General features: G+C 65.4%; 25 protein-coding genes. 10 read left to right on the top strand and 15 right to left on the bottom strand.

Annotated features, from left to right (window positions below):
• Positions 1-11: 11 nt before the first annotated feature.
• Both B5M41_RS11600 and acnA read right to left on the bottom strand, forming a co-directional pair.
• Complete coding sequence (locus B5M41_RS11600) at positions 12-770, bottom strand: DUF1223 domain-containing protein (protein WP_413713168.1); 759 nt, start codon at positions 768-770, stop codon at positions 12-14.
• A 210-nt stretch (positions 771-980) separates the two neighbouring features.
• Positions 981-3,674 (bottom strand): aconitate hydratase AcnA, encoded by a 2,694-nt coding sequence (acnA, locus tag B5M41_RS11595; RefSeq protein WP_134648300.1) that lies wholly within the window; start codon positions 3,672-3,674, stop codon positions 981-983.
• A gap of 267 nt (positions 3,675-3,941) precedes the next feature.
• Between acnA and ccmA the strand changes: the two genes are divergently transcribed.
• The 5 genes from ccmA (at position 3,942) to B5M41_RS11570 (ending at position 7,047) form a co-directional block, all read left to right on the top strand.
• Positions 3,942-4,583: a heme ABC exporter ATP-binding protein CcmA gene (gene ccmA, locus B5M41_RS11590; RefSeq protein ID WP_134648298.1), complete on the top strand. Its 642-nt coding sequence runs from the start codon at positions 3,942-3,944 to the stop codon at positions 4,581-4,583.
• A gap of 181 nt (positions 4,584-4,764) precedes the next feature.
• Positions 4,765-5,424 (top strand): heme exporter protein CcmB, encoded by a 660-nt coding sequence (ccmB, locus tag B5M41_RS11585; RefSeq protein ID WP_134648296.1) that lies wholly within the window; start codon positions 4,765-4,767, stop codon positions 5,422-5,424.
• Between the two features lie 86 nt (positions 5,425-5,510).
• Positions 5,511-6,272 (top strand): heme ABC transporter permease, encoded by a 762-nt coding sequence (locus B5M41_RS11580; protein WP_134648294.1) that lies wholly within the window; start codon positions 5,511-5,513, stop codon positions 6,270-6,272.
• Complete coding sequence (gene ccmD / locus B5M41_RS11575; protein ID WP_134648292.1) at positions 6,269-6,436, top strand: heme exporter protein CcmD; 168 nt, start codon at positions 6,269-6,271, stop codon at positions 6,434-6,436. The genes B5M41_RS11580 and ccmD overlap by 4 nt, the downstream gene beginning before the upstream one ends.
• Positions 6,433-7,047 carry a DsbE family thiol:disulfide interchange protein gene (locus B5M41_RS11570; RefSeq protein WP_134648290.1) on the top strand — a complete coding sequence of 205 codons (615 nt, stop codon included), beginning with the start codon at positions 6,433-6,435 and terminating at the stop codon, positions 7,045-7,047. The genes ccmD and B5M41_RS11570 overlap by 4 nt, the downstream gene beginning before the upstream one ends.
• A 47-nt stretch (positions 7,048-7,094) precedes the next feature.
• Here B5M41_RS11570 and rlmN read toward each other — a convergent pair whose 3' ends face one another.
• Complete coding sequence (rlmN, locus tag B5M41_RS11565; RefSeq protein WP_461675930.1) at positions 7,095-8,324, bottom strand: dual-specificity RNA methyltransferase RlmN; 1,230 nt, start codon at positions 8,322-8,324, stop codon at positions 7,095-7,097.
• A gap of 137 nt (positions 8,325-8,461) precedes the next feature.
• On the bottom strand, positions 8,462-9,382 hold the full coding sequence (locus tag B5M41_RS11560) for a LysR family transcriptional regulator (protein WP_134648286.1): 921 nt from the start codon (positions 9,380-9,382) through the stop codon (positions 8,462-8,464).
• A gap of 126 nt (positions 9,383-9,508) precedes the next feature.
• On the opposite strand from B5M41_RS11560, the gene B5M41_RS11555 reads away from it, so the two are divergent.
• On the top strand, positions 9,509-10,921 hold the full coding sequence (locus B5M41_RS11555; protein ID WP_230640059.1) for an MFS transporter: 1,413 nt from the start codon (positions 9,509-9,511) through the stop codon (positions 10,919-10,921).
• Between the two features lie 52 nt (positions 10,922-10,973).
• Here B5M41_RS11555 and B5M41_RS11550 read toward each other — a convergent pair whose 3' ends face one another.
• From B5M41_RS11550 to B5M41_RS11530, 5 genes are all read right to left on the bottom strand, one after another.
• Positions 10,974-11,477 (bottom strand): invasion associated locus B family protein, encoded by a 504-nt coding sequence (locus B5M41_RS11550; RefSeq protein WP_134648282.1) that lies wholly within the window; start codon positions 11,475-11,477, stop codon positions 10,974-10,976.
• 314 nt (positions 11,478-11,791) lie between these two features.
• Positions 11,792-12,181, bottom strand: a complete 390-nt coding sequence (locus B5M41_RS11545; protein ID WP_134648280.1) for a YkvA family protein — start codon at positions 12,179-12,181, stop codon at positions 11,792-11,794.
• A 71-nt stretch (positions 12,182-12,252) separates the two neighbouring features.
• Complete coding sequence (locus B5M41_RS11540; RefSeq protein WP_134648278.1) at positions 12,253-12,561, bottom strand: 4a-hydroxytetrahydrobiopterin dehydratase; 309 nt, start codon at positions 12,559-12,561, stop codon at positions 12,253-12,255.
• A gap of 74 nt (positions 12,562-12,635) precedes the next feature.
• Positions 12,636-13,361 carry a beta-ketoacyl-ACP reductase gene (phbB, locus tag B5M41_RS11535; RefSeq protein ID WP_134648276.1) on the bottom strand — a complete coding sequence of 242 codons (726 nt, stop codon included), beginning with the start codon at positions 13,359-13,361 and terminating at the stop codon, positions 12,636-12,638.
• A gap of 86 nt (positions 13,362-13,447) precedes the next feature.
• A complete protein-coding gene (locus B5M41_RS11530) occupies positions 13,448-14,629 on the bottom strand; it encodes an acetyl-CoA C-acetyltransferase (protein ID WP_134648274.1) in 1,182 nt (393 codons plus the stop codon).
• Between the two features lie 294 nt (positions 14,630-14,923).
• Here B5M41_RS11530 and phaR point away from each other — a divergent pair, with 294 nt between their 5' ends.
• Positions 14,924-15,502 (top strand): polyhydroxyalkanoate synthesis repressor PhaR, encoded by a 579-nt coding sequence (phaR, locus tag B5M41_RS11525; RefSeq protein WP_134648272.1) that lies wholly within the window; start codon positions 14,924-14,926, stop codon positions 15,500-15,502.
• A 34-nt stretch (positions 15,503-15,536) separates the two neighbouring features.
• Here phaR and B5M41_RS11520 read toward each other — a convergent pair whose 3' ends face one another.
• From B5M41_RS11520 to mtgA, 4 genes are all read right to left on the bottom strand, one after another.
• Entirely contained in the window at positions 15,537-15,944 is a 408-nt protein-coding gene (locus tag B5M41_RS11520) for a hypothetical protein (RefSeq protein ID WP_134648270.1), read from the bottom strand.
• A gap of 171 nt (positions 15,945-16,115) precedes the next feature.
• Entirely contained in the window at positions 16,116-16,301 is a 186-nt protein-coding gene (rpmF, locus tag B5M41_RS11515; protein ID WP_134648268.1) for a 50S ribosomal protein L32, read from the bottom strand.
• 147 nt (positions 16,302-16,448) lie between these two features.
• Positions 16,449-17,096 carry a glutathione S-transferase family protein gene (locus B5M41_RS11510; RefSeq protein WP_134648266.1) on the bottom strand — a complete coding sequence of 216 codons (648 nt, stop codon included), beginning with the start codon at positions 17,094-17,096 and terminating at the stop codon, positions 16,449-16,451.
• A gap of 72 nt (positions 17,097-17,168) precedes the next feature.
• Complete coding sequence (gene mtgA, locus B5M41_RS11505) at positions 17,169-17,924, bottom strand: monofunctional biosynthetic peptidoglycan transglycosylase (protein ID WP_209020862.1); 756 nt, start codon at positions 17,922-17,924, stop codon at positions 17,169-17,171.
• A gap of 136 nt (positions 17,925-18,060) precedes the next feature.
• On the opposite strand from mtgA, the gene B5M41_RS11500 reads away from it, so the two are divergent.
• The 3 genes from B5M41_RS11500 (at position 18,061) to B5M41_RS11490 (ending at position 20,952) form a co-directional block, all read left to right on the top strand.
• Positions 18,061-18,978: a polyprenyl synthetase family protein gene (locus tag B5M41_RS11500; protein ID WP_134648264.1), complete on the top strand. Its 918-nt coding sequence runs from the start codon at positions 18,061-18,063 to the stop codon at positions 18,976-18,978.
• A gap of 4 nt (positions 18,979-18,982) precedes the next feature.
• Positions 18,983-20,038: a histidinol-phosphate transaminase gene (gene hisC / locus B5M41_RS11495; protein ID WP_134648262.1), complete on the top strand. Its 1,056-nt coding sequence runs from the start codon at positions 18,983-18,985 to the stop codon at positions 20,036-20,038.
• 269 nt (positions 20,039-20,307) lie between these two features.
• Positions 20,308-20,952: a LysE family translocator gene (locus B5M41_RS11490; RefSeq protein ID WP_134648260.1), complete on the top strand. Its 645-nt coding sequence runs from the start codon at positions 20,308-20,310 to the stop codon at positions 20,950-20,952.
• Positions 20,953-20,967: 15 nt separating this feature from the next.
• Here B5M41_RS11490 and ispG read toward each other — a convergent pair whose 3' ends face one another.
• Positions 20,968-22,221 (bottom strand): flavodoxin-dependent (E)-4-hydroxy-3-methylbut-2-enyl-diphosphate synthase, encoded by a 1,254-nt coding sequence (gene ispG, locus B5M41_RS11485; RefSeq protein WP_134648258.1) that lies wholly within the window; start codon positions 22,219-22,221, stop codon positions 20,968-20,970.
• Between the two features lie 207 nt (positions 22,222-22,428).
• Positions 22,429-23,172 carry a Bax inhibitor-1/YccA family protein gene (locus tag B5M41_RS11480; RefSeq protein ID WP_134648256.1) on the bottom strand — a complete coding sequence of 248 codons (744 nt, stop codon included), beginning with the start codon at positions 23,170-23,172 and terminating at the stop codon, positions 22,429-22,431.
• Positions 23,173-23,305: the final 133 nt, after the last annotated feature.

Genomic DNA, 23,305 nt, shown 5'->3' with positions numbered 1-23,305 from the left:
TCCCTCCACGCCTATCGCGAAGCCTTTTCGCCCGTCAGCACGGTGGCGCCCAGAATGGCGCCGGGCGTGTCCGCCGTCTTCATGCGCTGGACCAGCACGGCGCAGCCGCCGGCCTTCTTTTTCTTCTTCAGCATGTCGGCGGGAAGCACGAGATTGGTTTCCTTACCTTCCCACATGCCGATCGTTTCCATCGAGGTCACGGCATGCCAGTAGTTGACCGTCTTGCCGCGGTTTTCGCCCTTGTCGATGTTGATCGTCCGTTCGCGCTCGAAATAGGCGATGACGATATTGGCCTTGCCTTCGCCGGCGCCGACGCGGATGCGCAGCTCGTCGTTCGCCACGGCCACGTCGACCGGAACCTTCAGGCCCTTGCCTTCGGTGGAGAGCGCGCCGATGCGGTCGCGGATGCCGGAAATATTGGCGCCGTTGATGTGCTCGCGGCCGTTCAGCACGGCCTGGGGCGTGTAGACGCCGTTGCGGCCGAACATGCGGGCATAGGCATATTGCCGGTCGGTGTTGTCCTTGGAGGCGAGCGTATCGGCCCAGCCGAGATAGTTCCAGTAATCGACGTGATAGGCAAGCGCCACGACCTCGCCCTCGCGCACCAGGGTTTCCAGCGCCTTGTCGGCGGGCGGACAGGACGAGCAGCCCTGGCTGGTGAAGAGTTCGACCACACCCTTGGGCACGACGGCCTCCTGCGCATGGGCAGCGCCGGCAGCGAGCGTCAGCAGGATCGCCAGACATTCCGGAAGATGCGGTCTCGGCATGATCATTCCCAATGGAGAGCCGGCATGGGCCGGCCTTTTCGAGCCCGTCATACGCCGTTGCGGCTTCAACAGGAAGTCACGATGGAGTGAGATTTTCGGGGGCCAAATCCGGCAAACATGAACCGATTTTGCGTTCGGAACGGCGAAACGCACCCCGAAAACGGAAAATGCCGGGGCAAAAGCCCCGGCATCGTGTCTTTCACGCCGGATCGTTCAGGCGGCGAGGTCGCGAAGAACGGTCTGCAGGATGCCGCCGTTGTTCATGTACATGACCTCGTCGAGCGTATCGATGCGGCAAAGCAGCGGTACGTCCTTCACCGTGCCGTCGGAGTAGGTGATCTTGGCGATCTTCTTCTCGCGCGGCTTGATGTCGCCTTCCAGGCCCTCGATCGTGACGATCTCGTCGCCCTTGAGGTCGAGCGAAGCCCAGGTCGTGCCTTCCTCGAAGACGAAGGGCACGACGCCCATGCCGACGAGGTTCGAGCGGTGGATGCGCTCGAAGGACTGGGCGATCACGGCCTTGACGCCGAGCAGGTTGGTGCCCTTTGCCGCCCAGTCGCGCGACGAGCCGTTGCCGTATTCGACGCCGGCGAAGATGACGAGCGGAACGCCCTCGGCCTTGTACTTCATGGCCGCATCGTAGATCGAAAGCTCTTCCTTCGTCGGGTAATGGATGGTGTAGCCACCTTCCTTGCCGTTCGGGCCGAGCATGTGGTTGCGGATGCGGATATTGGCGAAGGTGCCGCGCATCATGACTTCATGGTTGCCGCGGCGCGTGCCGTACTGGTTGAAGTCCGCGACCGCGACGCCGTTGCCCGTAAGATAGGCGCCGGCCGGCGAGGCCGCCTTGATCGAACCGGCCGGCGAGATGTGGTCGGTCGTGATCTTGTCGCCGAAGAGACCCAGGACGCGGGCGCCCTTGATGTCCTTCAGGCCCGAGCCGGTCTTGCCCATGCCCACGAAGTAGGGCGGGTTCTGCACATAGGTCGACTGGTCGTCCCATGCATAGGTCTGTCCATCCGGCACCTGAACGGCCTGCCAGTTGGCGTCGCCCTTGAAGACGTCGGCGTACTTCGCGGCATAGAGCGCGCGGGTGACGTATTTCAGGATGAATTCCTGGATTTCCTGCGAGGTCGGCCAGATGTCCTTGAGGTAGACGGGGTTGCCGTTCTGGTCTTCACCGAGCGGTTCCGTCGTCAGGTCCTTCTGGACCGTGCCGGCAAGGGCGTAGGCCACGACGAGCGGCGGGGAGGCGAGGTAGTTCGCCTGCACGTCCGGCGAGATGCGGCCTTCGAAGTTGCGGTTGCCGGAGAGAACGCCGGCGGCGATCAGGCCCTTGTCGTTGATCGTCTTGGAGATCGGCGCCGGTAGCGGGCCGGAATTGCCGATGCAGGTCGTGCAGCCGAAGCCGACGAGGTTGAAGCCGAGCTTGTCGAGATCGGCCTGGAGGCCGGACTTGGCGAGGTATTCGCCCACCACCTGCGATCCCGGCGCCAGCGACGTCTTGACCCATGGCTTGGTCTTCAGGCCCTTGGCGACGGCGTTGCGGGCGAGTAGGCCGGCGGCGATGAGGACCGAGGGGTTGGACGTGTTGGTGCACGACGTGATGGCCGCGATGGCGACGTCGCCATGGCCGAGATCGTAGTCGGTGCCTTCGACCGCGTAGCGGGTGGAGAGCTGGCCGGGCTTCTTGTAGTCGTTCTCAAGTGCCGTGGCGAAGCCCGATGCGATGTTCTCGAGCGGGATGCGGCCTTCCGGACGCTTCGGGCCGGCCATGGCCGGAACGACGTCGCCGAGGTCGAGTTCGAGCGTATCGGTGAAGACGAGGTCGGCGCCGTCGCCGTCACGCCACATGCCCTGGGCCTTCGAATAGGCTTCGACGAGTGCGATGCGCTGCTCTTCGCGGCCGGACATGGTGAGGTAGTTGACGGTTTCGCCGTCGACCGGGAAGAAGCCGCAGGTCGCGCCGTATTCCGGGCCCATATTGCCGATCGTCGCGCGGTCGGCCAGCGTCATGTTGTCGAGGCCGGGGCCGAAGAATTCGACGAACTTGGAGACCACGCCCTTCTTGCGCAGCATCTGCACGACCATCAGCACGAGGTCGGTCGCGGTGACGCCTTCCTTGAGCTTGCCGGTCAGCTTGAAGCCGATGACCTCGGGCAGCAGCATGGAGACCGGCTGGCCGAGCATGGCGGCTTCGGCTTCGATGCCGCCCACGCCCCAGCCCAGGACGCCGAGGCCGTTGATCATGGTCGTGTGGCTGTCGGTGCCCACGCAGGTATCCGGGTAGGCGATGGTCTCGCCGTCTTCTTCCTTGGTCCAGACCGTCTGGCCCAGATATTCCAGATTGACCTGGTGACAGATACCCGTGCCCGGAGGAACGACGCGGAAGTTCTTGAAGGCCTGCTGGCCCCACTTGAGGAAGCGGTAGCGCTCGCCGTTGCGCTCGTATTCGAGCTCGACGTTGCGGGCAAAGGCGGTCGGCGTGCCGAATTCGTCGACGATGACGGAGTGGTCGATGACGAGGTCGACGGGAACGAGCGGGTTGATCTTTTCCGGATCACCGCCGAGCGAAACCATCGCGTCGCGCATGGCGGCAAGGTCGACGACGGCGGGAACGCCGGTGAAGTCCTGCATCAGAACGCGCGCCGGGCGATAGGCGATCTCGTTTTCGACGGTGCCCTTGTTCTTGAGCCATTCGACGACGGAGAGGATCTGCTCCTTGGTGACCGAGCGGCCGTCCTCGAAGCGCAGCAGGTTTTCCAAGAGCACCTTCATGGAGTAGGGCAGCTTGGAGATGCCGGCGAGGCCGTTCGCTTCAGCCTTGGGCAGGCTGTAATATACGTAGTCTTTGCCGTTGACCGTGAGGACCGAACGACAATTGAAACTGTCTAGGGATTTGGACACTTGATACCCCGTCTCGTCTGGCGCCAGAAATCTGACGTACGAACGCCCGTGCGCGTGTGACGCGCGAATGGGATGCGGGTGCGGTCATTTCCGCTGTCCGTACGCGGAAATCATTCCCGTGTTCGGCGCTTGGATGATATTCACGCCGACCGCTGGCGTGTTGCGGGCGTTATAGATAATTTCTAAGGAACGATCCAGAGCGCCGAACGGTAAAACGGCACAATTTTTTGCATTGCGACCCGGGTCGTAAAGGGAAAGTGAAGCACCATGCGGCTCGTCGCCGAAGGATTGAGCGCCAGGCGCGGCGAAGACCTGATTTTCCGGGATATTTCCTTTGAGATCGCCGGCGGCGAAGCGCTCATCGTCACGGGTGCGAACGGCTCGGGCAAGTCGACGCTGCTGCGCGTGCTGGCCGGATTGCTGGCCGCCGAGGCCGGCACGGCGCGGCTTCTTGCTGCAGCGCAACCGGTGGAGCGTCTCGCAGAGGCCGCCCACTATCTCGGCCACCGCAACGCCATGAAGCGCGAACTGACCGTCGACGAGAACCTCACCTTCTGGAAAGCCTTCCTCGGGGATTTCGCCGGCGGCGCGGGCCTGTCCGTCGATGAGGCGGCCGACAGGGTGGGACTTGGCGGCATCGTGCATCTGCCCTTCGGCACTCTTTCCGCCGGCCAGCAGCGCCGCATGGCGATGGCCAAGCTGCTCGTCGCCTGGCGCCCGGTCTGGATCCTCGACGAGCCGACGGCTGCGCTGGACGTGGCGGCCGAAAGCATGTTCGCCGGGCTGGTGACGGCCCATCTGTCGCGCGGCGGCATTGCGATCGCCGCAACGCACCAGCCGCTCGGGCTCGACGGGGTGAGGGAGCTGCGGATGACGGGGTTTACGGGCGTGGCGGAGACGGTGTGGTGATGACGCCTGCATATGCCACTATCCCCCCTCATCCGCCTGCCGGCCCCTTCTCCCCGGTGGGGAGAAGGGGAAAATCGCAAACGTTTCCTGTTTCCTTCTCCCCACCGGGGAGAAGGTGGCCCGAAGGGTCGGATGAGGGAGGCGAACAGGCGCCACCGCTGCTGTTCACCAAGGTTCCCGCATGATCGCCCTCCTCGCCCGCGACCTCAAACTCTCCATGCGTGCCGGCGGCGGGGCGCTGATCGGCGTGCTGTTCTTCATGACGGTCGTTGCCGTCATTCCCTTCGGCGTGGGGCCGGACCTCAACCTTCTCGCGCGCATCGGACCCGCCATTCTCTGGATCGGCGCGCTGCTCGCCTCGCTGCTCGGGCTCGACCGGCTGTTCCAGGCGGAGCGCGAGGACGGTTCGCTCGATCTTCTGTTGATGCAGGAGACGCCGCTGGTGCTCACCGTCTTCATCAAGTGCCTGGCGCACTGGCTGGCGACCGGCCTGCCGCTCGTCATCGCCTCGCCGCTGCTCGGCCTCTTCATGAACATGGACGAGGTGGCGATCGGCGCGACGACGCTGACGCTTCTGGTCGGCACGCCGGCGATCACCTTCATCGGCGCGGCCGGGGCCGGCATCGCCGTTGCCTTGCCGCGCGGCGGGCTTCTCGTCTCCATCCTGGTGCTGCCGCTCGCCATTCCCGTGCTGATCTTCGGCGTCTCCGCCGTCTATGCGGCGATCCAGGATCCCGCCCCCTTCCTGCCGCCCTTCCTCATCCTCGTGGCGCTCAACCTGTTCTTCGCGGTGATCGGCCCCGTAGCGGCGGCGGCCGCACTTCGCCTGTCCAGCGATTGACGGGCCGAATTGACAGGCCGAATTGACAGGAATGTGATTGCGGCAGATCAATTGAAGAGACGGGGCTGACGCGTTAAAGAACCATCATGAGCGAACCGAGCCTTGCCATCCGAAAATTCAGCGACCTTGCCAACCCGACGCGGTTCCTGGCGCTGGTCGCCATCGTCTGGCCGTGGCTTGCCGCGCTGACGGTCTGTCTGTTCGCCGTCGGGCTCTACCTCTCCTTCGCATCGGTGGACGATTATCAGCAGGGCCAGACCGTGCGCATCATGTATGTGCATGTGCCGGCCGCCTGGCTGTCGATGATGTGCTACACGGTCATGGCGCTGTCGGCGCTCGGCACGCTGGTCTGGCGCCACCCGCTGGCCGATGTCTCGGCCAAGGCCGCAGCCCCGCTCGGCGCCGGCTTCACCCTCGTCGCCCTCATCACCGGTTCGCTGTGGGGCAAGCCGATGTGGGGCACCTGGTGGGTGTGGGATGCGCGGCTCACCTCCGTCTTCGTGCTGTTCCTGATGTATCTCGGCCTCATCGCGCTCAACCGCGCCATGGACGACCCGACGCGCGCCGCCAAGGCCAGCGCCATCCTCATTCTGGTCGGCTTCGTCAACATCCCGATCATCAAGTTCTCGGTCGAATGGTGGAACACGCTGCACCAGCCGGCCAGCGTGATGCGCATGGATGGCCCGACCATCGACCCGGCCTTCCTGTGGCCGCTGCTGATCATGGCCGTCGCCTTCACCATGCTGTTCTTCACGCTGCATATCCTTGCCATGCGCAACGAGATCCTGCGCCGCCGCATCGCCGTGCTGCGCCGCCATGCCGCCCGTTCCGCCGGAGAGGCCGCATGAGCCACGCCTTCTACGTCACGGCGTCCTATATCGCCGCCTTCGCCGTCGTCTTCGGCCTCGTGCTGTGGGTCTGGCTCGACCATCGCGCGCGCCACCGCGAGCTTGCGCGCCTCGAAGCCGCCGGCATCCGCCGCCGCTCCGCGCGCCAGGAGAATGCGGGATGAGCGAGACCGAAGGCAATGCGGGAGCCGGCGGCAAGCGCATGCGCGTCATCCTGGCCGCCCTGCCGCTCGCCATCTTCGTCGGCCTCGCGCTGATCTTCTGGACGCAGCTCACCTCCGGCCGCAGCACATCCGAAATCCCCTCGGCGCTCATCGGCACCAAGGCGCCCTACCGTGATCTGGAGCCGCTGGCCGGCGCCATCAGGAACGGCGCGCCGGTGCCGGCGCTCACCACCGAAACCGGCAAGGGCAAGCTGACGCTGGTGAATTTCTGGGCCTCCTGGTGCGTGCCCTGCCGGCAGGAACACCCGATCATTCTCGCCCTCTCGCAGGACCCGCGGCTCAACGTCGTCGGCGTCAATTACAAGGATCGCGCGGAGGGTGCGCTCGGCTTCCTCGGCGAGCTCGGCAATCCCTTCTCGGCCATTGGTCTCGATCCCGTCGGCAAGATGGCGATCGACTGGGGCGTCTACGGCATCCCGGAAAGCTATCTCGTCGGCCCTGACGGCACGATCCTCTACAAGCGGGTCGGTCCGTTCGACGACAGGAGCCTGAAGGAAGGCCTGTTCCCGGCCATCGAGAAGGCACTGGGCACGCCCGCGCAGGCCGGCTGACAGCCGGTCCTCACCTCAAATGTCCTGCAATGGCCGAGGCGAAGGCCTCAGTCGTCCTCGCCGTGGCCGACGATCATCATGGCCTCGAAGGCCATGCGCTCGACCTTGCGCATGCGCTCGGATTCCGATTTCAGCTGGCCGCAGGCGGCGAGGATATCGCGGCCGCGCGGCGTGCGGATCGGCGAGGCATAGCCGGCCTGGTTGATGAAATCGGCAAAGCGCTCGATCTGCTCCCAGTCCGAACACTGGTAATTCGTGCCCGGCCAGGGATTGAACGGAATGAGGTTGATCTTGGCCGGAATGCCCTTCAAGAGCTGGATGAGCAGCTTGGCATCTTCCAGGCTGTCGTTCACGTCCTTCAGCATCACATATTCGAAGGTGATGCGGCGGGCGTTCGACAGGCTCGGATAGGCGCGGCAGGCGTCGAGCAGTTCCTTCAGCGGATATTTCTTGTTGATCGGCACCAGCATGTCGCGCAGTTCGTCGCGCACGGCATGCAGCGAGATCGCCAGCATGACGCCGATTTCCGAACCGGTGCGGTAGATTTCCGGCACGATGCCCGATGTCGACAGCGTGACGCGGCGCTTGGAGAGCGACAGGCCGTCGCCATCGGTTGCGATCAGCAGGGCAGTCTTGACGTTCTCGAAATTGTAGAGCGGCTCGCCCATTCCCATCATGACGATGTTGGAGACCTTGCGGCCTTCGGCGGGCACGATCGCGCCGGCCGGCGTGTCGCGGTCCGGGAAGTCGCCCAGCCGGTCGCGCGCCAGCAGGAGCTGGGAGAGGATTTCCTCCGCCGTCAGGTTGCGCACCAGCTTCTGCGTGCCGGTGTGACAGAAGGAGCAGGTGAGCGTGCAGCCGACCTGGCTGGAAATGCACAGCGTCCCGCGGCCTTCCTCGGGAATATAGACGGTCTCGATCTCCACCGGGCGGCCGGCGCCGCGCGCGGGAAAGCGCAGCAGCCACTTGCGGGTGCCGTCGCTGGAGATCTGCTCGTCGACGATTTCCGGGCGTGCGATGGTGAAATGCGTCTTCAGCATTTCGCGCATGTCCTTGGAGACATTGGTCATGTCGTCGAAATCGGAGACGCCGCGCACATAGAGCCAGTGCCAGAGCTGGCTGACGCGCATCTTCACCTGACGCTCGTTGACACCCTTTTCGACCAGCGCGCGGCCCATGTCCTCGCGAGAAAGACCGATCAGCGTCGGCTTTTCGGCGGCCGGGATGTTGCGGACGACGGGTGCCTTCACCGGCTCGGCCGTATTGAGAAAATCCATGCTTGCCATCGGGTCATTCCCCAGGAACAGGCTGCCCCGGCGCAGGCTTTTGCGCCACAAGCGGTCCATGCTCGACAGAAGTTACGACGGGCCAAACAGCGCGTGGTGATGCGGTTTGCGGCCCAGTTGCGCGCCCTTTAGCACTGTTCCGGCGGAAAGTCACCAGTCTTGCCCGTGCACACCTCGCGGAAGCAGGTGCGCAGCCAGCGGTGCGCCGGGTCGGCATCCATGCGCGGATGCCACAGCATGGAAACCGTGAAGTCCGGCAGGTCCACCGGCAGCGCGAAACTCGCGACGCCGTCGCGGAAGGCAGCCGTCGCACGGTCGGAGACCTGCGCGATGAGGTCGGAGCTGCGGGCAAGCGCCGCGGCCTCGGAAAAGCTCGCGACGGTCACGGCGATGCGGCGCTTCAAGCCCATCCGTTCCAGCGCCTCGTCGACAGGTCCGCGCTCGCGGCGCCCGCGCGAGACGAGGATATGGTCGCCCCCGGCATAGCGCGCCGCATCCAGCGGGCCGTCGAGCAGCGGATGGCCCGCGCGCACGATGCCGATGAAGCGGTCGCGAAACAGCGCCTGCGCGCGCACCTCCGGCCCCGTCGTGTCGCCGATCACGCCGGTTTCGAGATCCACCGTGCCGTCGCGCAGTGGCGTGCTTTCCTTGTCGGGTTTCGCCACGAAGCGCAGCACGACGCGCGGCGCCTCGCTGGCGATGCGGGCGACGAGTGCGGGGCCGAACGTCTCCACGAAGCCCTCGCGGTTGCGCAGCGTGAAGGTGCGCTCCAGCGTTTTGAGATCGAGGCTGCGCGCCGGGCGCAGCAGCGCTTCGGCGTCCTCCACCACTGGGCCCACCAGCCCGCGCAGTTCCAGCGCACGCGGTGTGGGCACCAGTCCGCGCCCGGCACGCACCAGCAGCGGGTCGCCGGTGACGTCGCGCAGCCGCGCCAGCGCCCGGCTCATGGCGGAGGGGCTGAGCCTCAGCCGTTGGGCGGCCCGCGCGACATTGCCTTCGGCAAGCAGCACGTCGAGCGTCACGAGGAGGTTGAGGTCGGGTCTGGCCATGCGGGCCATCCTAGCACGGCTGCGAGACGATGACATGGCGTCAGACGCATGAATTAAGTGCAAATGCTGCGTCTTCCGCCATATTTCGCACAGTCTTATCTCTCTGCGCAAACAGAGGATCAGACCATGGACCATATGCACGTCATCGCAAAAGATCGATCGGGCCGGATGGGCGCGCTGGCGGGCCTGTCGCTCGCCATTCTGCTTTCGTCGCTCGGCACCAGCATCGCCAATGTCGCCCTGCCGACGCTTGGCCACGTCTTTTCCGCCAGCTTCCAGCAGGTCCAGTGGGTCGTGCTGGCCTATCTGCTCGCCAGCACCGTGCTGATCGCGGGGATCGGGCGTCTCGGCGATCTCTTCGGCCGGCGTCTCCTGCTGCTCGGCGGGCTTGCGCTCTTTTCCGTCGCCTCGCTGCTGGCCGCCGCCGCACCGTCGCTCGCGGTGCTGATCGTCGCCCGCGCGTTCCAGGGGGCCGGGGCTGCCGCGATGATGGCGCTTGCCATGGCCTTTGTCAGCGAAACGGTGCCGCAGGAGCGTATCGGCAGCGTCATGGGGCTGTTCGGCACGACATCCGCCGTCGGCACGGCGCTCGGTCCGTCGCTCGGCGGCCTGCTGATCGCGACCTTCGGCTGGCCGTCGATCTTCCTCGTCGCGGTCCCCTTCGGCATCCTGGCCTTCGCCCTCGTGTGGCGCTTCGTGCCCGCCGGGCGGGTGGCGAAAGGTGCGGGCCGCTTCGATCTGGTCGGCGCCGCGCTGCTCGCCGCAGCACTCGGCGCCTATGCGCTGGCGATGACGGTGGGTGCGGGCGGCATCGACGCCTGGAACACCGGCCTGCTTGCCGCCGCGGCGGTGGCGGCGGCGCTCTTCGTCATCCGGCAGCGCCGGGCGGCTTTCCCGCTCATCCGCCCCGCGGCGTTTCGCCGCCCGGGCTTTGCGGCCAGCCTCGTCGCCAGCATGCAGGTGGCGACGGTCATCATGGTCACGCTGGTCGTCGGGCCCTTCTACCTGTCGCGCACGCTCGGCCTCGGCCCCGCCCATGTCGGCTTCGTCCTGGCGACTGGCCCTGTGGTCTCCGTGCTGACCGGGGTCGTGGCGGGGCGCATGGCCGATCGCTTCGGTGCCGTCAGGATGACGCTTGCCGGGCTTGCCGCCATGGCGGCCGGTGCGGGTGCACTGCCCGTGCTGGCCGGCCTGTTCGGCCTTGCCGGCTATATCGCGGCCATCGTCGTGCTGACGCCCGGCTACCAGCTTTTCCAGGCGGCGAACAATGCGGCCGTCATGTCCGGCGTGCCCGAGGGCGAACGCGGCGTCACGTCAGCGCTCCTGAACCTGTCGCGCAATCTCGGCCTGATCACCGGGGCATCGCTGATGGGCGCGATCTTCACGCTGGCGGTCGGAACCAAGGATGTGGCCAATGCCGGCGGCGCCGCCGTCGCGACCGGCCTTCACGTCACCTTCGGCGTGGCGGCGGCGCTTCTCCTGGCTGCGCTCGCGCTGATGGCTTTCCGTTTCGCGTCCAACCGGTCCGGCACCGCCTGAAACGACAAAGGCCGGCGTGACGCCGGCCTTTGCGTGGATTGGACGAGCGCGCTCAGCGGCAGGTTTCGATCTGCTTCAGCGCCGCCGAAATGCCCGAGAGCGAATAGGAATAGTTGGTGCCGGTGCCGCGGCGCGAGGTCGCCTGCACCTTCATGTCGCGGCCGCTGCGCATGGCGTTGACCAGGGCCGGTTCTTCGGCGGCGTTCTCGACCCAGGCAGAGTTGCCCTTGACGAACATCACGAAGTTGCGGCCGTCGATGTTGACGTTGACCTTGGAGCCTTCCTTCAGCGGATAGCCCATCATGGCCTGCGGCTCGTAGGAGATGTTCTGGCCCGGGCGCTGCGAGACGAGGAAGAAGATGTCGCCGTGGTCGACGCCGGCCGGGTTCTTCTCCTTGGGAACGGAGAGGACGTAGCACACCTTGCCGCCATTGGCCTGGTAGGAATAGGCACCCCAGGCATTGAACTGCTGAATGCGCGTCGGCGACTGCGCCGAGGCAACGCCTGCGGTCGCGAGAACGAGGGCGAGTGCGGTTGCGAGCTTTCTTACAAACATGTTTTCCTGCCGGTTGTCTTGCCAGTGGTTGCGGCCGAAGGCGATGCCTGTCCTGCCGGTGTCGGCCATGCATGGTGACGATTTGATTTATTTTGACTTAATTCAGGTTACCAAACCGTCAACATGCACGCATTTTACGAAGGCCATCCGCGCCGCACCGGGACATGATTGCGTCGAACCGCGCCGCTGCCTTCTGGAAGAAAGGCGGGCGTTCCCAGTCCCAATTTGGTGAGATAGAACCCGTCGAACCCTTAAAGGCACAAGGAATAGGGCAAGAATTTGTCCCCGATCGCGGCAGCCCTGCGGCAGGCGGCCTATCGCGTCGGTTGCAGGTCCGGTTCGTCCGCAAGCGCCTTGTCGGCGGCGACATAGTGATCGTCGCGCACATGGCCGCGGACGGCGGCAAACGCGGCCGTCAGGACGGCGATGTCATCGGTGAAACCCACCACCGCCAGGAAGTCGGGAACGACGTCGATGGGCATCACGAAATAGGCGAGAGCGCCGAGCAGCGTGCCGCGGACGCGCAGCGGCGTGCGAGGATCGAGCGCGCAATAATAGGAGGCGATGAGGTCGCGCGAAAACGGGATCTGCCGCACGGCGCGCTTGAGAACCGGCCAGAACCGCTTCTTCACGCGGTCGCGCTGACGCTCCTGTTCGGCTTCGTCTCCCGGCAGAAGAATCTCGCCGATCTTCACATCATCCATGCACGGCCTCCTTCAGGTGGCGATGCCGGTTTCGCCCGGCGTTCCTCATATGGGAATGCAGTCACGTCGCTTCAACTCTTCGTGCGCAGGACCGCCGCGCCGTCCATCGCCGTCGCCAGCTTGAAGTCGAGCGCGGTCAGGCCGCCCGCATCGTGGTTGGTCAGTCGCACGTCGACGCGGTTATAGACGTTGAACCATTCGGGGTGATGGTTGAACTTCTCCGCGGCGAGCGCGCCCTCGGTCATGAAGCCGAAGGCCTCGCGGAAGGACTTGAACCGGAAGGTCTTCTCGATGGCGATGCCGTCGTTCGAACGGGACCAGCCGTCCACGGTGGCGAGCGCCTCGGTGATGGCGGCTTCGTCGAGCTTTTCCTGTTTCATGGGCCCTTCCTCTCTGTCGCGCCATGGAGAACGGCGCCGCAAGGCGCCGTGTTCCGTGGCATGGGGTGTCGGCGTCAGACGAAGAACTGCCCGCCATTGGCCGAGATGGTCGAGCCGGTGATGAAGCCGGCATCGTCGGAAGCGAGGAAGACGACGACGCGGGCGATCTCCTCGGGTTCGCCAAGGCGCCCGACGGGGATCAGCGGAATGATCCGCTCGTTCAGCACCTTCTCGGGAATGGCGCGCACCATCTCGGTGCCGATATAGCCGGGGCAGATGGCGTTGACGGTGATGCCCTTGGCGGCCCCCTCCTGCGCCAGCGCCTTGGTGAAGCCGAGATCGCCGGCCTTGGCGGCCGAATAGTTCGCCTGGCCCATCTGGCCCTTCTGGCCGTTGATCGAGGAAATGTTGATGACGCGGCCGAAATTGCGGTCGCGCATGCCCGACCAGATCGGATGCGTCATGTTGAAGAGGCCGGTGAGGTTGGTGCCGATCACCGCACCCCATTGCTCCGGCGTCATCTTGTGAAACATCGCGTCGCGCGTGATGCCGGCATTGTTGACGAGAACGTCGACCGGGCCGAGATCCGCCTCCACCCTGCCGATGCCCTCCACGCAGGCCTCGTAGCTCGATACGTCCCACTTGTAGACCGCAATCCCGGTCTCGGCCTTGAACGCTTCGGCAGCCTCGTCATTGCCGGCATAGTTGGCAGCCACCCTGTATCCGGCTGCCTTCAGCGCCACCGAAATGGCTGCGCCGATGCCCCGCGATCCGCCCGTTACCAGTGCTACCCTGCTCATTTGGCTCACTCCCCTTGTGTTTTTTTCAGTGAGACCCGACGCCCCGCTGGCGGCGGGTCATGGCAAAGCAGCGTGCAAGCCGGCGCTTACAGGCGCTCGACGCACATCGCCACGCCCATGCCGCCGCCGATGCAGAGCGTGGCAAGGCCCTTGGACGCGCCGCGGCGCTTCATTTCGAAGAGCAGCGTGTTGAGGATGCGGGCGCCCGATGCGCCGATCGGGTGGCCGATGGCGATGGCGCCGCCGTTGACGTTGACGATCGAAGGATCCCAGCCGAGGTCCTTGTTGACCGCGCAGGCCTGCGCTGCGAAGGCTTCGTTGGCCTCCACGAGGTCGATGTCGCCGATCGACCAGCCCGCGCGCTCCAGGGCCTTGCGCGAGGCCGGGATGGGGCCGGTGCCCATGATCTTCGGGTCGACGCCGGCCGTCGCCCAGGACACGATGCGGGCAAGCGGCTCGATGCCGCGGCGCGCGGCTTCCGCCTCGCTCATCAGGAGTGTGGCGGCCGCGCCGTCATTGAGGCCGGAGGCGTTGCCGGCGGTCACCGTGCCTTCCTTGTCGAAGGCCGGACGCAGCTTCGCCATGGAATCGAGCGTGGCGCCATGGCGGATATATTCGTCGGCATCGACGGTCACGTCGCCCTTGCGGCCCTTGACGATGAAGGGAACGATCTCGTCCTTGAAGCGGCCTTGCGTCTGGGCGGCCTCGGCCTTGTTCTGCGAGGCGACCGCGAAGGCATCCTGCTCGTCGCGCGACAGCTGCCACTGCCGGGCGATATTCTCCGCGGTGATGCCCATGTGGTAGCCGTAGAAGGCGTCGGTCAGGCCGTCCTTGATCATCGTGTCGATCATCTTGAAGTCGCCCATCTTCACGCCGCCGCGCAGATGCGCGCAATGCGGCGCCATGGACATGGATTCCATGCCGCCGGCCACGATGATGTCGGCGTCGCCGGTTGCGATCTGCTGCATGCCGAGGGCAACGGCCCGCAGGCCCGAACCGCAGAGCTGGTTCAGGCCCCAGGCGGTCGCCTCCTGCGGAATGCCGGCCTTCATGGCGGCCTGGCGGGCCGGGTTCTGGCCTTCGCCGGCCGGCAGGACCTGGCCGAGAATCACTTCGTTCACCTCGCCGGCCTCCACGCCCGCGCGTTCCAGCACCGCCGAGATCGCCGCGGCCCCGAGTTCGTGGGCGGGCGTGTTGGCGAAGGCGCCGTTGAAGGCGCCGACGGCTGTACGGGCGGCACTGGCGATGACGATGGACGAGGTGCTCATGGTATGTTCTTCCTCAGTTCTGCGGCCGGGCTTGCGGCCTTGGAACCAGGCTCCAGCGTGCAAACGACGCAGGCCCGGCGGTTCTCCCGACGTCAAAACTGGCAAAGCGGAGGGGGAGAGTCAAACCCGATATCCGGCCTCGCTAAAATTTCATCGGCGCGCCATGCAGCATGAAAATTCATGTTGCGCAGCATTCCTCGCCGCATCGCACAATTCGATTGTCAGGCGGGGTGTTTTTGCCGATACTCGAAACGACCAAAAAGAAAATGGGAAGACGGGTATGAGGAGACCCTAATGGCCAGAAACGACGGTCAGATCGTCATCAAGAAATATGCGAACCGCCGGCTCTACAACACGGGCACGAGCACCTATGTGACGCTCGACGATCTCGCGGTCATGGTGAAGAAGGGCGAGGACTTCACCGTGCAGGACGCCAAATCGGGTGACGACATCACCCATTCGGTGCTGACGCAGATCATTTTCGAGCAGGAATCGAAGACGGGCAATACGCTCCTGCCGATCTCCTTCCTTCGTCAGCTGATCTCCTACTACGGCGACCAGATGCAGATGGTCGTGCCGAGCTATCTCGAACATTCCATGCAGGCCTTCACGGACCAGCAGGTGCAGATGCGCGAGCAGATCAACAAGACCTTCGGCGATACCCCGCTCGGCAAGAATCTTCAGGTGCCCATGGCGCTCGTCGAGGAGACGGTGCGGCGCAACACCGAGATGTTCCAGCAGGCGATGAAGATGTTCTCGCCCTTTGCCAATGCCGCTCCGCCCAAGGAGACGCGCAAGGCCGAGGCCAAGGACATCGACGAGCTGAAGGAGCAGCTGCGCGCGCTCCAGACGAAGCTCGACAATCTCGGCTGACGCCGGGAGAATGGCGCGGGTCTGACCCGCGCCGTCAAAGCCCGATCGAGAGATCGCGGCTCGCCGTGCGGATCGAGACCGCGAAACCGGCGACGACATCGATGAAGATGATGGTCATCAGGATGAAGAAGATCTGCGTCGCCGCGCCCTGCACCAGCAGGAACTCGACGAGCGCGACGACGAACAGCACCATCGACAGCATGTGATCGAGCAGTGCGCGCGAGCCCGGCCGCGTGGCCTTCAGGATTTCCACGAACAGCAGCGCCAGTGCGATGAGGATGATGAGGTCGCCGAAGGCGAGCGTCCACGTCGCGCCCGAGAGCATGTTGACGGATAGGACCTCGCTGTCGAGCACGGCATTGCCGCCGGTGCCGAACAGGCCGGTCATGGCGAGATTGTAGAGCGCGAAGGGCAGGATCAGCAGCGGTATGGCCAGCAACATCGGCAAACTCCCGGTGGCCGCGCGTCATGGCGGCGTCCGGGCCCTCTTAGCCGAAGATCGCCCGCAAGGAAACGGCGGCGTGCCGGAATGGGGCGGATCGGCCAAAAATGCCGGCAAAAGAAAAGGGCCGGTCGCCCGGCCCCTGATCTCAGCTGACGCTGGAAACGCGGATTACGCGCTTTCCTTCGGCGTCAGAACCTGGCGACCGCGGTACATGCCGGTCTTCAGGTCGATGTGGTGCGGACGGCGCAGTTCGCCCGAATTCTTGTCTTCGACGTAGGTCGAGCCCTTCAGAGCGTCTGCGGAACGGCGCATACCGCGCTTGGACGGGCTCACTTTTCTTTTCGGTACAGCCATTTGACTAACTCCACTTATCAGGCAAACACATCCTCGCGCCACCGAATGGCTGACAAGAACATGTCGTTATCTCGGAAATTGGGCCGGCTTATACACAGCAAAACCCTGCTTGACCAGTCCCCGCGCGGTTTTTTTCGATTCCGTCGCCTAGGCCTCGTCCTCCGGCACGATCCACGGTTCGGCCAACGCGGCCGCCTGCCACTTCTGCCATGCCGGATGCGCCTTCACGCGGGCGATATAGGCGAGCACAGTGTCATCCTGCGTGAGACGGTAGGTTTCGAAGCGGTTGACCACCGGCGCGTACATCGCATCCGCCGCCGAGAAGGCGCCGAACAGGAAGGGGCCGCCGGAGCGCGCCAGCGCCTCCTTCCAGATCGTCTCGATGCGCGCGACGTCGTCCGTCACACCGTCGGGAAGTGCTATGGCGCGGGGTTCGCGGCGAATGTTCATCGGGCAGGCATTGCGCAGCGCGCGGAAGCCGGACAGCATCTCCATCGAAATCGCGCGGGCCTCGGCGCGGGCGCCCGCATCCTTCGGCCAGATGCCTTTATCGGGAAACAGCTCGGCGACATATTCGATGATGGCGAGCGATTCCCACACGCGCACATCGCCGTGATGCAGCACCGGCACGCGCCCCGTCGGCGAGATCGCCTTGAACTTCGGATTGCCCGCCGGGAAATCGAAGGGGATCACCTCATCGGTGAACGGCACGCCGGCCGCTTCCATGGCGATCCATGGCCGCAGCGACCAGGACGAATAGTTCTTGTTGCCGATATAGAGGATGAGGTCGGACATGGCATGGGCTCCGTGTGAGAGGCCGCATGGTTACGCGCTCACGGGCGCCCGCGCCAATGAAAAGCCGTGACGTCAGTCATAAAGGCATTTGATGTAATCGCCCGAGCGGCCCGCCCGCCGGTCGATCAGCCGCGCCAGGCTCTGCAGGCCCGGGCCGGGTTTGCCGGCATTGCGGGTATAGGGATTGGGCAGCGAGACCGCCAGCAATGCCGCCTGGCGGCGCGAAAGCTTGGCGGCGGAAACGTTGAAATGATACTGTGCCGCCGCCTCGATGCCGTAGATGCCCGGCCCCCATTCGGCGACGTTGAGGTAGATTTCCATCAGGCGGCGCTTGCTCCAGACGAAGTCGGCGACCACGGCGAGCGGCACCTCCATCGCCTTGCGCACGAAGGAGCGGCCGTTCCACAGGAAGAGGTTCTTGGCGGTCTGCATGGGGATGGTGCTGGCCCCGCGCGTCTGCTCGCCGGCCAGCGCCTCGTTGACGACCTCGCGCATGGCGCCCCAGTCGACGCCGGCATGACGGCAGTACTGCCCGTCCTCCGACATCATCACGGCGCGCACGACATTGGGCGAGATGTCCTCGAAATCCACCCATTGCCGGTCGTAGCCGCGCAGCAGCACGACATCGCGCAGCATGAGGGTGGAGATCGGGCGGACGAACTCCGCAGTATAGAGCACGATCAGCACATAGGGCAGCGCGACGAACGCCAGGAGCGCCAGACAGAGGCGACGCCAGTTCTTGCGCAGGCAGGTCATCCAGCCATCCCTGGCATCGGGCTCAGCCTTTCCTTCGATCGTGTCTTCCCGCGTCTCAGGTACGATGTCCAAGTGCCGGCGCCCGTCCTTCCAGTGTTGCGACTTCATACCGTTCCGGCGTGCCAAAAACCAGCACTGTGCCGCGATTCTTTGTCGCCATCCCGTCCTTCCCGTTGCTTCGGCCGGGGGGCCATGCCAAAGAGCGGCCATGAGCGAGCGTCATCAGGAATTTCTGTCCCTCTTGAAGAGCAACGGCGAGGCGGTGGAGACCGTCCTGGCCACGCTGCTCTCTGCGGATGTGCAGCCGGGCGAGATCGCACGCCCGGCGCGGCTTCTCGCCGCCATGCGCCACGGCGTGCTGAACGGCGGCAAGCGCCTGCGCCCGTTCCTCGTCATCGAGGCGGCCGCGCTGTTCGACGGGGTGGAGCGCGAAACGGCGGTGCGCATCGGTGCCGCGCTGGAGTGCATCCACTGCTATTCTTTGGTGCATGACGACCTTCCGGCCATGGACGACGACGACCTGCGCCGCGGCCAGCCGACCGTGCACATCGCCTTCGACGAGGCCGCGGCAATCCTTGCCGGCGACAGCCTTCTGACGCTCGCCTTCGATATCGTCGCTTCGCCCGAAACGCGGCTGCCAGACGCCACGAAAACGGCGCTCGTGCTGGCGCTTTCGCGCGCGGCGGGCATCGGCGGCATGGCCGGCGGCCAGGCGCTCGATCTCGATGCCGAGAAGACGGCGCCGGACGAGGCTGGTATCGTCACATTGCAGGCGATGAAAACGGGTGCGCTGCTGCGCTTTGCCTGCGAGGCCGGCGCCATCATCGCCGACGCGTCGCCTGCCGACCGCGCGACGCTGCGCCGCTACGGCGAAACCGTCGGCCTGGCGTTCCAGATCGCCGACGACCTGCTCGATCTCACCGCCGACGCCGCCACGCTGGGCAAGGCGACGGGCAAGGATGCGGAGCGCGGCAAGGCGACGCTGGTGGCGCGCCGCGGCCAGGCCTGGGCGGAAGACCGCCTCCAGGCGCTTGTGAAGGAGGCCGAGGCGCTTCTTGCGCCGTTCAGCCATCGGGCCGGAATCCTCGTCGAAACCGCCCACTTCATCGCCAATCGCAGGAACTGACGCCATGAGCAAATTCTGGTCGCCGATCGTCGCCACGCTCAAGCCCTATGTCGCGGGCGAACAGCCGCGCATTCAAGATCTCATCAAGCTCAACACCAATGAAAATCCCTACGGGCCGTCGCCCAAGGCCATCGCCGCCATGCAGGCGGTCGTCGCCGACAGCCTGAAGCTCTATCCCGATCCGTCGGCGCTGGCGCTGCGCCAGTCGATCGCCCGCTTTTATGGCGTGGCGGAGGACGAGGTCTTTGTCGGCAACGGTTCCGACGAGGTGCTGGCGCATGTCTTCGCCGCCCTGCTCAAGCACGAGAAGCCGCTGCTCTACCCCGATATCACCTACAGCTTCTACCCGACCTACTGCCGCCTGTTCGGCATCGAGGCGGTGGAGATCGCGCTCAAGGACGATTTCACCGTCGATCTCAAGGATTATGACCGCGCCTGCGGCGCCATCATCCTCGCCAACCCGAATGCGCCAACGGGCATCGGCTTGCCGCTTTCCGCCATCGAGGCGCTGGTCGCCGCCCATCCCGACCAGCCGGTGGTGATCGACGAAGCCTATATCGATTTCGGCGGCGAAAGCGCCATTCCGCTGACGAAGACATACGACAACCTGCTCGTGGTGCACACGCTGTCCAAGTCGCGCTCGCTTGCCGGCCTGCGTGTCGGCTACGCCATCGGCCAGCGCCCGCTGATCGATGCGCTGGAGCGCGTCAAGGACAGCTTCAACTCCTATCCGCTCGACCGCATCGCCCAGGCCGGCGCGACCGCCGCTATCGACGATCGCGCATGGTTCGACGAGACGCGCGGCAAGGTCATCGAAAGCCGCGAGCGCGTCACCGGCGCGCTGCGCCAGCGCGGCTTCGAGGTTTTGCCCTCGCAGGCCAACTTTGTCTTCGCCCGCCACCCCGATCACAGCGGCGAGGCGCTCGCGAGCGGCCTGCGCGAGAGGGCGGTGCTCGTGCGCCACTTCGCCAAGCCCCGCATCTCGGATTTCCTGCGCATCACCATCGGTACGCCGGAAGAATGCGACCGCCTGATCGCGGCGCTTGAAGAGATCGTCTGAGGTTTCGCAAGCCCCCTCATCCGCCTGCCGGCACCTTCTCCCCGGCGGGGAGAAGGGAATGACGGCGCCCTCTCGTCCTCCCGATGCCGACGTGTCGAGCGACACGTCGCCCCGCTTCCCCTTCTCCCCAGCGGGGAGAAGGTGGCCCGAAGGGCCGGATGAAAGGGACGCGTCACATCACGCCCCGACAGGGACATGTGGTGCAATTCTCCGGCTGTCAGACGGCAAGCGGATCGCGTATCGTTGCCGGAAATCCATCCGGTGACCCCATGGCCGACCTTACCCCCTATCTGCCGCAGCTCGCCGTCGCCTGGACGGCCTATCTCATCGGGACCGCCTCGCCGGGCCCGGCGATCCTCGCGATCATCTCGACATCGATCAGCCGCGGCCGGCAGGCGGGCGTGGCGCTCGCGCTTGGCGTCCTTACGGGCTCCTATGTCTGGGCGATCCTCACTGCCTCGGGCCTGTCCGCCCTCATCCGCACCTATGGCGAGGCGATCGTCATCCTGAAGATCGTCGGCGGCTGCTACCTGCTGTGGCTGGCCTGGAATGCCTATCGCGCCGCACGCAAGAGCGAGGAGACCTACCGCGCGCAGATCGCGGCCATGCCGGCGCTGTCGCTGCGGCGGCAATATCTCAAGGGTCTCGGCATCCACATCACCAACCCCAAGGCGATCTTCAACTGGATCATGCTGACGTCGCTCGGCATGCCGCCGGGCGCACCGGGCGGCGTCATGGCGACCTTCATCGCGGGCTGCATGGTGATGGGCGTCTGCGTCTTCCTCGGCTTTGCGCTGGTCTTCTCGCTCGCGCCGGTGCACCGCGCCTATCTGAAGTCGCGCCGGGCCATCGAAGGCGTCATGGCCGCCTTCTTCGCCTTTGCCGGCTTCAAGCTCCTGACGACGCGGCTCTGAGCCGCGCCGGAAGGCTCATTCCGCCGCCGCCTGGCCCTGGCCGTAGCGCTTCTCGATATAGTCGTTGACCAGCGCCTCGAAGTCGCCGGCGATGTTGGTGCCGCGCAGCGTCATCGCCTTCTTGCCGTCGATATAGACGGGCGCGATCGGCAGTTCGCCCGTGCCGGGCAGCGAGATGCCGATATCGGCATGCTTGCTTTCGCCCGGCCCGTTGACGATGCAGCCCATGACGGCGACCTTGAGGCCTTCGACGCCGGGATATTTCCCGCGCCACACCGGCATGTTCTTGCGGATGTCGTCCTGGATCTTCTGGGCGAGTTCCTGAAACACCGTGGAGGTGGTGCGGCCGCATCCCGGACAGGCGGCGACGACGGGAATGAACTGGCGGAAGCCCATGACCTGCAGCAGTTCCTGCGCCACCTGCACCTCGCGGGTGCGGTCTCCGCCGGGCTCGGGCGTCAGCGAGATACGGATCGTGTCGCCGATGCCCTGCTGCATGAGAATGCCGAGCGAGGCGGAGGAGGCGACGACGCCCTTGGTGCCCATGCCGGCTTCGGTGAGGCCGAGATGCAGCGCATGGTCGGAGCGCGACGAGAGCATGGCGTAGACGGCGATGAGGTCCTGCACGGCCGACACCTTGGCCGAGAGGATGATGCGGCTCCTCGGCAGGCCGATCTCCTCGGCCATCTCGGCCGAAAGCAGCGCCGACTGGCAGATCGCCTCGCGCATCACCTGCTGGGCGGTGAGCGGCGAGCCCCTGTCCTGGTTCTCGTCCATCAGCCGGGTCAGGAGCTCCTGGTCGAGCGAGCCCCAGTTGACGCCGATGCGCACCGGCTTGTCGTAGCGGATGGCGGTCTCGACGATGGCCGAGAACTGCTTGTCCTTCTTGTCCTTGAAGCCGACATTGCCGGGATTGATGCGGTATTTCGCCAGCGCCTCGGCGCAGGCCGGGTGATCGGCCAGCAGCTTGTGGCCGATATAGTGGAAGTCGCCGACGAGCGGCACGTCGAGGCCCAGACGCTCCAGGCGCTCGCGGATCTTCGGCACGGCGGCCGCACTCTCGTCGCGGTCGACGGTGATGCGCACGATTTCCGAACCGGCGCGATGCAGGGCTGCGACCTGGGCCACCGTGCCATCGATATCGGCGGTATCGGTGTTGGTCATCGACTGGACGACGACAGGCGCGCCGCCGCCGACCAGCACGCCGCCGACATCGACACCGACGGACTGGCGCCGCGGCTTCGGTTCAAAGTCGAAGGAGAAGGACATTTTGGAGCCTCTTGCGCGAACGCGGCCGCGCGGGGCTTGCAGCGCGGCCTTTGCCCTCAGGTGGCGCAGGAAAAGGGGCTTGTCAACCGCAGGCCCCGGCAGGCGCGACGATTTGATCGCCGCAGGGGCACGCCAAAGGAGAGCGCACCATAAAAAACCCCGCCGTCTCCGGCGGGGTTTCGATGACCAGCCCTTCGGCTGCCGGGCTTACTCGCGGTTGCCGAGGAAGCGCAGCAGGAAGAGGAAGAGGTTGATGAAGTCGAGGTAGAGCGTCAGCGCGCCCATGATGGCCTTGCGGCCGGCCACGGCGGTGTCGTCTGCTTCGAAGTACATTTCCTTGATCTTCTGCGTGTCCCAGGCGGTCAGGCCGGCGAAGACGAGAACGCCGATCGCGGAGACGGCGAAGTCGAGCGCCGACGACTTGAGGAACAGGTTGACGAGCGAGGCGATGATCAGGCCGAACAGGCCCATGATCAGGAACGAGCCCATCGCGGAGAGATCACGCTTCGTCGTGTAGCCGAACAGCGACAGCGCGCCAAAGGCGGCGGCCGAGACGAAGAAGGTCTGCGCGATGCTGGCGCCCGTGTAGACCAGGAAGATCGACGAGAGCGACAGGCCCATCAGGCCCGCATAGATCCAGAACGTCGTCTGCGCCGCGCCGACGCTCATCGACTGGATGCGGAAGCTCAGGAAGAAGACGAGGGCGAGCGGGGCGAGCATCACGACCCACTTCAGCGGGCTCACATAGATGGCGTAGCCGAAGCTCGTGAGCTGGCCGCCGGCAAAGGCAGCCTGCGAAGCGAAGTAGGCGACGACACCCGTGATCGCGAGACCCAATGCCATCAGGTTGTAGACCCGAAGCATGTAGGCGCGCAGGCTCTCGTCGATGACGGCGCCGGCCTGAGCGCCGGTGTTCACCGTTCGAGTCTGGTAGTTACGGAGATCAGCCATGTTTTCCTCTATGTTCAAGCCCCATGGTCTATACGGTGTCGGGCGCCCGGTTATTCGCTTCGACGGTTCGAAACGCTTTTTCCGGGTCCGGGCAGCCGCTGCGGGGCTCCAGCTTGCCTGACGTAAATATGCG

It is taken from the genome of Shinella sumterensis, assembly GCF_004514425.2.
Lineage (GTDB): Bacteria > Pseudomonadota > Alphaproteobacteria > Rhizobiales > Rhizobiaceae > Shinella > Shinella sumterensis.
Note: the sequence above shows the minus strand (reverse complement) of the source record. Positions and strands in the feature narration are given on the sequence as shown.